The organism is Domibacillus epiphyticus (assembly GCF_001975785.1).
GTDB classification, from domain to species: domain Bacteria; phylum Bacillota; class Bacilli; order Bacillales; family Domibacillaceae; genus Domibacillus; species Domibacillus epiphyticus.
On sequence record NZ_MSFI01000001.1, the window covers coordinates 64,610 to 76,149 of the forward strand.

13 protein-coding genes and 1 other annotated feature are annotated in these 11,540 nt (G+C 42.9%); all 13 genes read left to right on the plus strand.

Annotated features, from left to right (window positions below):
* Window positions 1-26 precede the first annotated feature (26 nt).
* The 13 genes from BTO28_RS00330 to BTO28_RS00390 all read left to right on the plus strand — a co-directional run bounded on the left by BTO28_RS00330 (window position 27) and on the right by BTO28_RS00390 (window position 11,539).
* Window positions 27-284: a YlmC/YmxH family sporulation protein gene (locus tag BTO28_RS00330; RefSeq protein WP_198936722.1), complete on the plus strand. Its 258-nt coding sequence runs from the start codon at window positions 27-29 to the stop codon at window positions 282-284.
* Between the two features lie 51 nt (window positions 285-335).
* Window positions 336-1,151, plus strand: a complete 816-nt coding sequence (gene pgeF, locus BTO28_RS00335; RefSeq protein ID WP_076762876.1) for a peptidoglycan editing factor PgeF — start codon at window positions 336-338, stop codon at window positions 1,149-1,151.
* Window positions 1,152-1,155: 4 nt separating this feature from the next.
* Entirely contained in the window at window positions 1,156-1,830 is a 675-nt protein-coding gene (locus BTO28_RS00340; RefSeq protein ID WP_076762877.1) for a YggS family pyridoxal phosphate-dependent enzyme, read from the plus strand.
* Window positions 1,831-1,846: 16 nt separating this feature from the next.
* Window positions 1,847-2,272 carry a cell division protein SepF gene (locus BTO28_RS00345; protein WP_076762879.1) on the plus strand — a complete coding sequence of 142 codons (426 nt, stop codon included), beginning with the start codon at window positions 1,847-1,849 and terminating at the stop codon, window positions 2,270-2,272.
* A gap of 5 nt (window positions 2,273-2,277) precedes the next feature.
* The gene (locus BTO28_RS00350) at window positions 2,278-2,538 is read left to right on the plus strand and encodes a YggT family protein (protein ID WP_076762881.1); all 261 of its coding nucleotides are present in this window, start codon (window positions 2,278-2,280) and stop codon (window positions 2,536-2,538) included.
* A gap of 12 nt (window positions 2,539-2,550) precedes the next feature.
* Complete coding sequence (locus tag BTO28_RS00355; RefSeq protein ID WP_198936723.1) at window positions 2,551-3,327, plus strand: YlmH family RNA-binding protein; 777 nt, start codon at window positions 2,551-2,553, stop codon at window positions 3,325-3,327.
* A 91-nt stretch (window positions 3,328-3,418) separates the two neighbouring features.
* A complete protein-coding gene (locus BTO28_RS00360; RefSeq protein ID WP_076762884.1) occupies window positions 3,419-3,928 on the plus strand; it encodes a DivIVA domain-containing protein in 510 nt (169 codons plus the stop codon).
* Between the two features lie 50 nt (window positions 3,929-3,978).
* Window positions 3,979-4,197 (plus strand) — a binding site (T-box leader).
* 53 nt (window positions 4,198-4,250) lie between these two features.
* Entirely contained in the window at window positions 4,251-7,022 is a 2,772-nt protein-coding gene (gene ileS, locus BTO28_RS00365) for an isoleucine--tRNA ligase (protein ID WP_076762886.1), read from the plus strand.
* Window positions 7,023-7,095: 73 nt separating this feature from the next.
* Window positions 7,096-7,554, plus strand: a complete 459-nt coding sequence (lspA, locus tag BTO28_RS00370) for a signal peptidase II (RefSeq protein ID WP_076762887.1) — start codon at window positions 7,096-7,098, stop codon at window positions 7,552-7,554.
* A gap of 1 nt (window position 7,555) precedes the next feature.
* A complete protein-coding gene (locus tag BTO28_RS00375) occupies window positions 7,556-8,467 on the plus strand; it encodes an RluA family pseudouridine synthase (protein ID WP_076762889.1) in 912 nt (303 codons plus the stop codon).
* Window positions 8,468-8,638: 171 nt separating this feature from the next.
* Window positions 8,639-9,175 (plus strand): bifunctional pyr operon transcriptional regulator/uracil phosphoribosyltransferase PyrR, encoded by a 537-nt coding sequence (gene pyrR / locus BTO28_RS00380; protein WP_076762891.1) that lies wholly within the window; start codon window positions 8,639-8,641, stop codon window positions 9,173-9,175.
* A 191-nt stretch (window positions 9,176-9,366) separates the two neighbouring features.
* A complete protein-coding gene (locus BTO28_RS00385) occupies window positions 9,367-10,275 on the plus strand; it encodes an aspartate carbamoyltransferase catalytic subunit (protein WP_076762892.1) in 909 nt (302 codons plus the stop codon).
* A complete protein-coding gene (locus tag BTO28_RS00390) occupies window positions 10,259-11,539 on the plus strand; it encodes a dihydroorotase (protein WP_076762894.1) in 1,281 nt (426 codons plus the stop codon). Before BTO28_RS00385 ends, BTO28_RS00390 begins: the two co-directional genes overlap by 17 nt.
* Window position 11,540 lies beyond the last annotated feature (1 nt).

Below are 11,540 nucleotides of genomic sequence, written 5' to 3' on the forward strand. Positions count from 1 at the left end.
TACATATGTAAAAAGGAGGCTTCATCATGCGCATTTCTGACTTTCAATTAAAAGATATTGTCAATGTTACAGACGGCAAAAAACTTGGAAGACTTACGGATATTGAACTAAACAGCGGAACAGGAGCGATATCTGCATTGATTATTGAACAAAGTGGAAAAAAATTCGGGTTATTTGGTAAAGAAGAAGAAATTGTGATTCCGTGGATAAATATTGTGAAAATTGGAGGGGACGTCATTTTAGTTCGCCACGGTGAAAAAACAACCGTTAAAGATGAACGGTGACGAAAAATGCTTCGGTGTGGTACACTAGAGGAAAATACGCGGGAGATTGATATGACAGAACCTTTCAAAAAATCAAAAAACGGTTTATATTTTATTGACCGCTGGGAAAAAGAAGCGCCAGGCTTAACAGCAGGATTCACGTCAAAAGAAGGCGGATTCGGCAGATTTAATGGTTTAAATATGGCCTTTCATGTGAAAGATGACCTGGCCGGTGTTCAGAAAAACAGGATTATGGTTGGGGAGCAGGCTGGAATTACAGCCGATAATTGGGTTGGCTGCGAACAGACGCATGGAATACACATTGAGCATGTCACAAAAAAAGACAGTGGACGCGGTGCGCTAGATTATGACAGTGCTTTTTCGTCAACAGACGGTCTATACACCAATGATTCGGGCATTTTATTGACGCTATGTTATGCCGATTGCGTTCCCCTTTATTTTTATGACAACAAATCGTTGAGAATCGGAGCAGCTCATGCCGGATGGAAGGGATCTGTCGGGGGTATTGGACCTGCTATGATTGAAAAGTGGAAAGAAGAGGGCAGCCGGATGGAAGATATTCATGTCGTTATTGGTCCATCTATATGTGGCGATTGTTATAAAGTGGGAAAATCGGTTATTGATGAAGCTATTAAGTGGTACGGCAAGGATGAGATGAAATCATTTTTACCGGTATCAAATGAGCCGTGTACATTTTATTTTTCACTGCAGACGTTTAACCGGGACCTTTTTATAAAAGCAGGCATCCCGGAGGAAAATATCCAGGTGACGCGTCTTTGCACAAGCTGTTCTTCTGATTTTTTTTCACATCGACGCGACAATGGTGATACAGGAAGAATGATAAGTTTTATCGGCTGGAAGGAATGAAAGTATGAAAGTCAGTGATAATTTAGCAAAAATTAAAACACAAATACAGGAAGCAGCCATTCGGGCAGGAAGAAACCCTGATGATATTAAAGTGATAGCTGTAACGAAGTATGTCTCGAATGAACGGGCAGAAGAAGCTGTTGAAGCTGGAATCCTTGATCTTGGGGAAAACCGTGATGAAGGTCTAAACGGGAAATATGAAAGAATAGGTGACCGAGCAGTTTGGCATTTTATCGGTACGATGCAGACGAGAAAAGTGAAATCAGTCATTGATAAAGTTGATTACATCCATTCGCTGGATCGTGAATCGCTGGCGAAAGAAATTGACCGGCGCGCAAGTCGTAAGGTGAATTGTTTTGTTCAAGTGAATGTGTCCGGCGAAGAGTCCAAGCATGGATTAGAACCGGATGAGGTTATCCCATTCATTAAGTCGCTCTCTGGGTATGAAAATATACGGATATGCGGTTTAATGACGATGGCGCCATTTACTGAGGATAAAGATGTACTCCGATCCTGCTTTCGTAAGCTGGCGGAGTACCAAAAATATGTACAGGCACTAAAGTTGCCATATGCACCCTGTACAGAGCTTTCTATGGGGATGAGCAACGACTTTGAAATAGCAATTGAAGAAGGAGCCACAATGATCCGAATTGGCACAGCGCTTGTCGGTAAAGAATGAAAGCAGAGGTGGAACCATGGGAGTAAAATCGAAATTTAAATCATTTTTTCTTTTAGACGAAGAAGACTATGACATGGTTGATGAAGACACATATGAAGAAGAAAGTCAGTCTCCTGCTGTGCATAAAAAGAATGTCGTTAGCTTAAAAAGCGCACAAAAGCCTGCAAAGGTGATTATGTCTGAACCGCGTATGTATGCTGAAGCACAGGAAATCTCTGATCATTTAAAAGCAAAAAAAGCGGTCGTCGTTAATTTGCAGCGCATTCAAACAGATCAGGCACGCCGGATTGTCGATTTTCTTGGTGGTACAGTGTACGCAATTGGCGGGGAAATGCAGCAAATTGGTGATAAAATTTTCTTTTGTGCACCAGAAAATGTAGAAATTACTGGAAGTATTACACAGTTTAACGATAATGACCATGATAAAACGGGGTGGCAATAAGTCGAATGGATACTATTATTAATTTTTTAGCCAGTGCGATGAATCTTTATTCATGGGCGCTGATTGTTTACATTTTAATGTCCTGGTTTCCGGACGCCCGTCAAACAACGATTGGACGCTTTTTAACGAATATTTGTGAACCATATCTCGAACCGTTCCGCCGTTTCGTACCGTCAATCGGAATGTTTGATATTTCACCTATTGTAGCGTTAATCGTATTGCGTCTTGCAGAAACAGGATTGTATCAGCTGAAGGTATGGCTGTAAGAGGTAAAGATGTTGAATGGAATTTACCAGCATTTCCGGCCCGAGGAAAAAGAGTTTATAGATAAAGTAGCTGAATGGAAACAGCAGGTGATGGAAATGTACGCGCCAAAAATGACAGGTTTCCTCGACCCGAGAGAACGTCAAATTATTCGAGCTGTCGTTGGGTCGGATGAAGAGGTCTGCGTTTCTTTCTTTGGCGGTACAGCAGATTCAGAACGGCAGCGCGCCCTTATACACCCGGACTATTTCGAACCGGATGCAGAGGATTATGGCATTATTTTATACGAGATCAATTATCCTGATAAATTCTCTACAATCAGCCATTCGCAGATTCTGGGAAGTATAATGGGGCTTGGAGTAAAACGGGAAAAGTTTGGCGATATCATTACTGATGGCAGCTGTTTTCAGCTGTTTGTTGCGAAAGAAACTGCTAATTATATGCACATGCACTTTGATCACGTTGGCAAGACACCAGTAAAGCTTGTGGAGAAGCCATTACAAGAAGCAATTCATACAATAGAAGAGTGGCGTGAACAGTCAGTTACCGTTTCTTCTACACGATTGGATGCGATTATTGGTTCGCTGCCGGCAATGTCGAGACAGAAATCACAGCAGCTTATAAAAGGGGGCGCAGTAAAGGTAAACTGGAAAGCGGTTGAAAATCCATCATTTGAATGTGCAGAACAAGATGTTTTATCTGTCCGCGGCATTGGACGGTTGAAAATATTATCGATTGATGGAAAGACAAAAAAAGAAAAATGGCGAATGACTCTGGGTATTTTGAAATAATTTTGTGAAAATGAAGGGATTTTCCCACAAAAGTGCGAAAAACCTTTATAATGTAAAATAGTGATAAATGTTATGGTTTGGAGGTGGGTGTATGCCCTTAACGCCATTGGACATACATAAAAAAGAATTTGGCCGTTCTTTTCGCGGATATGATGAAGATGAAGTAAATGATTATTTAAATCAAATTATTAAGGATTACGAACTAATTATTCGTGAAAAAAAAGAACTTGAATCACAGCTTGCTTCGCAGACGGAGCGGCTCAACTATTTTTCAAATATTGAAGAAACGTTAAACAAATCAATCGTTATTGCCCAAGAAACAGCAGAAGATGTAAAGCGAAATGCTTTGAAAGAATCGAAATTGCTTATACGGGAAGCGGAGAAAAATGCCGATCGGATTGTTGAAGAATCGCTTTCAAAAGCCAGAAGAATTGCTGTGGAAATTGAAGAACTGAAAAAGCAGTCAAAAGTATTCCGGACTCGTTTCAAAATGTTAATGGAAGCACAGCTTGATCTTTTGAACAATGAGGATTGGGATGCGTTGATGGATTTTGAAGTTGATACGAATGAACTCGAGGAAATGAGCGAAGAGGACATGTAAACTTGACGGATGACCCGTTCATTTTTATAATGAAATCATTCAATTAATAAGAAAAAACGATGACGGGGACAGTACGTATACATGATCAGTCGAAAAGCGAACCGGGGATGGTGAAAGCCCGGCGTCTGACGGTAAACGGAAGATCACCCTTGAGTGCTTTTCGTGAATAATCAATAGCGAAAAGCGGCTCATCCACGTTACGGATGATGAGCGGGCAGCGAATGAGCTGTCAATCAGGGTGGTACCGCGGAAACCTTTCCGTCCCTTTTATAGGGATGTGAGAGGTTTTTTTGTTTTTTACTAAATAAAAAGGAGATTATATATGAACTACAAAGATACATTGTTAATGCCGAAAACTGAGTTTCCGATGCGCGGCAATTTGCCAAAACGTGAACCGGACATGCAAAAGACATGGAATGACGCAGAAATTTATAAGCAGGTCTTAAAACGTACGAAAGACCGCCCGATGTTTGTTTTACATGATGGACCTCCATACGCGAACGGCGATATCCATATCGGTCATGCGCTTAATAAAATTTTAAAGGATTTTATTGTACGTTTCAAATCAATGAGCGGCTATTATGCGCCGTATGTACCAGGATGGGATACACACGGTCTGCCGATAGAGCAAGCATTGACGAACTCGGGTGTAAACCGAAAAGAAATGACGATTGCTGAATTCCGTCAGCTTTGCGAAGAATATGCCTACAAACAAATAGACAGCCAGCGTACTCAATTTAAACGACTTGGTGTCCGCGGTGACTGGGAAAATCCATATATTACGTTAAAACCGGAATATGAAGCTGAGCAAATTAAAGTATTCGGCGAAATGGCGAAAAAAGGATATATTTATAAAGGATTGAAACCAGTTTACTGGTCTCCTTCATCTGAATCAGCACTTGCGGAAGCAGAAATTGAATATCAGGATAAGAAGTCAGCGTCTATTTATGTCGCGTTCGATGTGAAAAAAGGAAATGGCGTTCTTGAAGAAGGAACAAAGATTATTATTTGGACGACAACGCCGTGGACAATTCCAGCAAACCTTGGTATCGCCGTCCATCCGAATTTATCTTATTCAGTAGTGAATGCAAATGGTGAACGATACGTTGTCGCTGAAGCGCTTCTTGAAGAAGTGGCTCAGAAAGTTGGCTGGGACCAGTTCACGACAGAAAAAGTAGTAAAAGGGGAAGAGCTTGAAAATATTCTTGCTGCTCATCCAATTTACGGTCGTGATTCTCTCGTCATGCTCGGTGAACACGTTACGACGGATTCTGGTACAGGTGCCGTTCACACCGCTCCAGGACACGGGGAAGATGACTTTATCGTCGGCAAAAAATACGGTCTTGACGTTCTTTGTCCGGTAAATGACCGTGGTGTTATGACGGAAGAAGCACCTGGTTTTGAAGGTCTTTTCTATGATAAGGCAAATAAAGCCATCACAGAAAAGCTGCAAGAAGTGGGCGCACTTCTCAAGTTGGAATTCATTACTCACTCCTATCCACACGACTGGCGGACGAAAAAACCGGTTATTTACCGTGCGACAGCGCAATGGTTTGCATCAATCGATACATTCCGAGCGGAGCTGTTAGAAGCGGTTAACGAAACAAAATGGGTACCGGCATGGGGTGAAACACGCCTGTATAATATGATTCGTGACCGTGGCGACTGGTGTATTTCCCGCCAGCGTGCCTGGGGTGTTCCGATTCCGGTATTTTATGCGGAAAACGGAGAAGCGATCATTACAGATGAGACAATTTCACACGTATCAGAATTGTTCCGCGAGCACGGTTCAAACATTTGGTTTAAGCGTGAAACAAAAGACCTGTTACCTGAAGGATTCACTCATCCTGGCAGCCCGAATGGTGAATTTACGAAAGAAAATGACATTATGGATGTTTGGTTTGATTCCGGTTCCTCTCATCAAGCAGTATTGGAAACACGGGATGATTGCCAGCGGCCTGCAGATCTTTATCTAGAAGGTTCCGATCAATATCGTGGATGGTTTAACTCCTCACTTATCACAGGTGTTGCGGTTACAGGTAAAGCACCTTATAAAGGTGTACTCAGCCATGGGTTTGCACTTGACGGTGAAGGGCGTAAAATGAGTAAGTCACTTGGGAACACCATTGTGCCTGCAAAAGTAATGGAGCAGCTTGGTGCCGATATTTTACGTCTATGGGTTGCATCCGTTGACTTCCAGTCAGACGTGCGCGTATCTGATGCGATTTTAAAACAGGTTGCAGAAGTTTACCGCAAAATTCGGAACACATTCCGCTTCCTGCTTGGAAACTTAGATGGTTTTGCTCCATCAAAGCACGCTGTAAATTATGAAAACTTGCGTGAAGTGGATCAATTTATGATGATCAAATTAAATGAATTAATTAAAAATGTTCGCAATCATTATGAAAACTATGAATTTGCCGCGATTTATCACGCGATCAATAATTTCTGTACAGTCGATTTAAGTTCGTTCTATTTGGATTTCACAAAAGACGTACTTTACATTGAAGCTGAAAACAATGAAGACAGGCGTGCCATTCAAACCGTTCTTTATGAAACGTTAACGGCTCTTGCCAAGCTATTGTCTCCAATTCTCCCTCACACGGCTGATGAAGTATGGGTTGAAGTGCCGGGAGCAACAGAGCAATATGTACAGTTGACAGATATGCCAGAGTATAAAGAAATTCCCGGTGCGGACAAATTGAAAGAAAAATGGACGTCATTTATGGCTGTTCGCGACGATGTGTTAAAAGCGTTAGAAGAAGCGCGCAACGAAAAAACGATCGGCAAATCGTTGACAGCACATATACGTCTATATGCTGACAATGACGTGACAGAACTTCTTGCATCGATTAAAGAAGATGTAAAGCAGCTGTTTATCGTATCCGGATTTGAAGTGGCGGGTTCAAAAGCTGATGCACCTGACAATGCGGTCAACCTTGACACAGCTTCCGTTGTCGTTGAAAAAGCAGCAGGGGAAACATGTGAGCGCTGCTGGACGGTATCGAAAGAAGTTGGACAGGTTCCGGCGCATCCTACACTTTGCCCACGTTGTGCGACAGTTGTGTCTGAGCATTATCCAGAACTAAACTAAAGGATAGGGAAAAGAGGTTAGCAGAAGACCGCTAACCTCTTTTCACCGTAATCCGGCGGATAGGAGGAAATGTATGTATTATATATTAACGCTGTTGGTCATTTTACTAGACCAGTGGACAAAATGGCTGATCGTGGCGTCAATGGAAATTGGCGAGAGCGTGAAAGTGATCGATGATTTGCTGCATATAACATCACACCGGAACAGAGGAGCAGCATGGGGAATGCTGGAAGGGCAATTTTGGCTTTTTTATATTATTACGGTTGTCGTCGTCGTAGCCATTATTTATTTCATGCAGACAGAGGCAAAAGGGAAACCTTTAATGAAGACGTCTTTGGCTATATTGCTTGGCGGTGCGATTGGTAATTTTATTGACCGGCTGTTTCGCGGTGAAGTTGTTGATTTTGTACAAACGTTTATTCTGGGGTATCATTTCCCTATCTTCAATATTGCCGACGCAGCATTGACGATAGGTGTCCTGTTATTGTTTGGCGCAATGTTTATTGAAGACCGAAAAGGAAAGAAGGAATAGGATGGAAAAGATACAGTTTACTGTTAAGGAAGAAGAAAATGGAAGCCGTATAGATAAATTGGCTGCAGCACAGGATGAACAGTTTTCCCGTACACAAGTGCAGGAATGGTTAAAGGAAGGCCGGGTTCTCGTGAATGATAAACCGGTGAAGCCAAACTATAAAGCGGCTTCAGGCGATGAAGTTGTCATTCACATTCCAGAACCGGAAGAATTACAAATTGAAGCGGAAGACTTGAATCTTGATGTGTATTATGAAGATGCGGACGTCATCGTAGTTAACAAACCACGGGGCATGGTTGTGCATCCGGCACCGGGCCACGTGACCGGTACACTTGTAAACGGCTTGCTGTTTCACTGTAAGGATTTATCAGGGATTAACGGCGTCATGCGTCCTGGAATTGTCCACCGCATTGATAAAGACACGTCCGGACTTTTAATGGTTGCAAAAAATGACCTGGCTCATGAAAAGCTTGTAAATCAACTTGTAGAAAAATCAGTAACGAGAAAATACAAAGCGATTGTGCACGGGGTTATTCAACATGATTTTGGCACAATAGATGCACCAATTGGCCGCGATACGAAAGACCGCCAAAAAATGGCTGTCATTGATCATGGGAAAGTGGCCGTCACGCATTTTCATGTCATCGAACGATTCCATGACTTCACGCTTGTTGAATGTGAACTTGAAACAGGACGGACTCATCAAATTCGCGTTCATATGAAATATATCGGTTTCCCGCTGGCAGGAGACCCGAAATATGGGCCGAGAAAAACGCTTAATATTGACGGACAGGCACTCCATGCAGGAGTGCTCGGCTTTGTTCACCCCCGTACGGGTGAGTATGTGGAGTTTGAAGCACCCGCTCCGAAAGAATTCGAAGACCTTATCTTTGAACTGAAGAAAAACATTTGACATTCGGCTTTTTAATGGGTAAACTGAATGCAGTTGAATAAGAACCTTTAAAGAACAGTCCCGTGAGGCTGGGAAGGGATCGGATGCTATACAGGATATGCGGGATACGTGTATCTGCTTGTTATGGAACCAGTGTGCCTTCTCACCAAATCGGGTGAGGAGGCTTTTTTCATGGAAAAAGCAGTTGTGCTCGATCAGCAGGCGATACGCCGTGCTCTTACGAGAGTTGCTCATGAAATCATTGAACGAAATAAAGGAATTGAAAACTGTGTATTAATCGGAATTAAAACCCGAGGCATATATGTTGCAAAGAGGCTGGCGGAACGCATTTATCAAATTGAAGGACAGCAAATTCCTGTTGGAGAGCTTGATATAACACTTTATCGTGATGATCTGACTGTTAAAACGAAAAGCCATGAGCCAGAAGTCAAAGGATCAGTCATCCCGGTCGATTTGAATGGAAAGACGGTTGTTTTAGTGGATGATGTGTTGTACACAGGGCGGACTGTGCGGGCAGCGATGGATGCAATCATGGATATAGGCCGCCCTTCACATATTCAAATGGCAGCACTTGTTGACAGAGGCCACCGGGAACTGCCGATTCGGGCGGATTACATCGGGAAAAATATCCCCTCGGCGAAAAGTGAACGAATTGTTGTCAAACTAGAAGAAGTAGATGAGTTTGACCGTGTGAGTATATATGAATAAAAATGAATGTTAGAGTAAGAGTCCTGTGAGACTTAATGAACATTGAAAACCTTTTAAGAGTGCACGAGAGGCATTTAAGGGTGAAATCGGTCTGCACGCTTGTGCAGTACAGCTTCGTTATGCTGTATAGACGAAAAAACACCCTTTTTGCAAGGGTGTTTTTTTCATGAAAACGGAGGCGGAAATCGATAATGAAAAATTTAGTTTCAATTAGGGATTTGAATAAAGATGAAATTTTGTTAATATTAATGCAGGCACAAAAATTTGCGGAAGGTGAAAGCTGGTCGCCGGATGAGAAGTTGTTTGTCGCAAATTTATTTTTTGAAGCGAGTACAAGAACAAAAACAAGCTTTGAAATGGCCGAACGAAAATTGGGATTGGATGTCATCCCGTTTGATGTCGGAAGCTCAAGTGTATTAAAAGGGGAAACGTTGTATGATACAGTGCGGACGCTTGAAGCAATCGGGGTTAATGCGGTAGTTGTTCGGCACGAAGAGGATGCATATTACGACGAGCTTGTCGGCCATATCGATATTCCTGTTATAAACGCCGGTGATGGATGTGGACAGCACCCGACACAATGTCTTCTAGATCTGTTGACGATTCAACAGGAGTTTAGTTCATTTGATGGGTTGAAAATAGGCATAGTCGGTGATATCCGCCATAGCCGGGTAGCACGGTCAAATGCAGAAGCGCTCAGGCGACTAGGAGCGGATGTTAAATTTTCAGGACCGCCGGAATGGTTTGAAGAAGATTTCCTGAATTCGGGGGGATTTGTGGAAATCGATGAATTAGTTGAACAGGTTGATGCATTAATGCTGCTCCGTATTCAACATGAGCGCCACCAGGTTGCTTCATCAATGACAAAAGAAGAATACCACATTCGTTACGGACTGACAGAAGAGCGGGAAAGCCGGATGAAAGAGGGGAGCATTATTATGCACCCGGCGCCGGTAAACCGTGACGCAGAGATTGCAGACAACCTCGTGGAATGCCGGCGTTCGCGTATATTTAAGCAGATGGAAAATGGCGTGTTCGTTCGGATGGCCGTACTAAAAGGGGTACTTGAAGGGAGATTGGCAAATGAACTGGTTAATTAAAAATGCACAGGTTTTAACTGATAACGGGGAATTAAGCAAAGCAGATCTTCGCATTCAAGATGGCAAAATTGCTGAAATTGGAGTGGAACTTGCTGCATCAACAGAAGAAGTAATCGATGCAGGAGGAAATCTCGTAGTACCAGGGTTTGTTGATTTACATGTTCATTTGCGTGAGCCGGGCGGCGAGCATAAAGAAACGATTGACTCAGGTACATTGGCTGCGGCAAAAGGCGGTTTTACAACGATTGCAGCAATGCCAAATACCCGTCCTGTACCAGATACAAAAGAAAATCTGCAAAAAGTGAACAGCTTAATTGATGAAAAAGCACACGTACGCGTTTTGCCATATACTTCGATTACAATTCGTCAGGCTGGAAAAGAACTCGTCGACTTTTCCGTTTTAAAAGATAACGGTGCATTTGCTTTTACAGATGACGGCGTTGGCGTTCAAGAAGCAGGTATGATGCATGATGCGATGAAACAAGCTGCATCGATCGACATGCCCATCGTTGCGCACTGTGAAGATAACAGCCTGATTTATGGAGGAGCGGTTCACGAAGGGGAATTCTCAAAACGTGAAGGCATTCCGGGAATTCCGTCCATTTGCGAATCCGTTCAGATTGCCCGGGATGTATTGCTTGCTGAAAACACAGGCTGCCATTACCATGTATGCCACGTCAGTACGAAAGAATCGGTCCGCGTTATACGGGATGCGAAAAAGGCAGGTATCCGTGTAACGGGAGAAGTAACACCGCATCACCTCGTGTTAACTGAACTCGATATTCCAGGTCAGGATCCAAACTTCAAAATGAACCCGCCTTTGCGCGGGGAGGAAGATAGAGCCGCTTTAATCGAAGGACTGCTTGACGGCACCATTGATTTTATTGCAACGGATCATGCGCCGCATACAGCCGAAGAAAAAGCAGCCGGCATTCAAAAAGCGCCATTTGGCATTACGGGATTTGAAACAGCATTCCCGCTTTTATATACAGAGCTCGTTCAAAAGAAAGTCATTTCATTAAAACAGCTCGTTGACTGGATGACAATCATCCCTTCAAACACTTTCAATCTACCATTCGGCCGTTTGGAAGAAGGTGCTGCGGCAGATATAACGGTTATTGACCTTGAAACAGTAAAAGAAGTCGACCCTGAGTCGTTCTTATCTAAAGGAAAAAACACGCCATTTACAGGCCGGAAGCTTGCGGGCTGGCCAATAGCAACATTTTTTGAAGGAAATCTTGTATGGCAGGAAGGAAAGGAATAAT

Bases quoted from the DNA above. Each gene is read 5' to 3' on its own strand.
- BTO28_RS00345 (WP_076762879.1), top strand. From the start codon at position 1,847: ATGGGAGTAAAATCGAAATTTAAATCATTTTTTCTTTTAGACGAAGAA.
- pgeF (WP_076762876.1), top strand. From the start codon at position 336: ATGACAGAACCTTTCAAAAAATCAAAAAACGGTTTATATTTTATTGAC.
- BTO28_RS00375 (WP_076762889.1), top strand. From the start codon at position 7,556: ATGGAAAAGATACAGTTTACTGTTAAGGAAGAAGAAAATGGAAGCCGT.
- BTO28_RS00385 (WP_076762892.1), top strand. From the start codon at position 9,367: ATGAAAAATTTAGTTTCAATTAGGGATTTGAATAAAGATGAAATTTTG.
- lspA (WP_076762887.1), top strand. From the start codon at position 7,096: ATGTATTATATATTAACGCTGTTGGTCATTTTACTAGACCAGTGGACA.
- ileS (WP_076762886.1), top strand. From the start codon at position 4,251: ATGAACTACAAAGATACATTGTTAATGCCGAAAACTGAGTTTCCGATG.
- BTO28_RS00330 (WP_198936722.1), top strand. From the start codon at position 27: ATGCGCATTTCTGACTTTCAATTAAAAGATATTGTCAATGTTACAGAC.
- BTO28_RS00360 (WP_076762884.1), top strand. From the start codon at position 3,419: ATGCCCTTAACGCCATTGGACATACATAAAAAAGAATTTGGCCGTTCT.
- BTO28_RS00390 (WP_076762894.1), top strand. From the start codon at position 10,259: ATGAACTGGTTAATTAAAAATGCACAGGTTTTAACTGATAACGGGGAA.
- BTO28_RS00350 (WP_076762881.1), top strand. From the start codon at position 2,278: ATGGATACTATTATTAATTTTTTAGCCAGTGCGATGAATCTTTATTCA.
- pyrR (WP_076762891.1), top strand. From the start codon at position 8,639: ATGGAAAAAGCAGTTGTGCTCGATCAGCAGGCGATACGCCGTGCTCTT.
- BTO28_RS00340 (WP_076762877.1), top strand. From the start codon at position 1,156: ATGAAAGTCAGTGATAATTTAGCAAAAATTAAAACACAAATACAGGAA.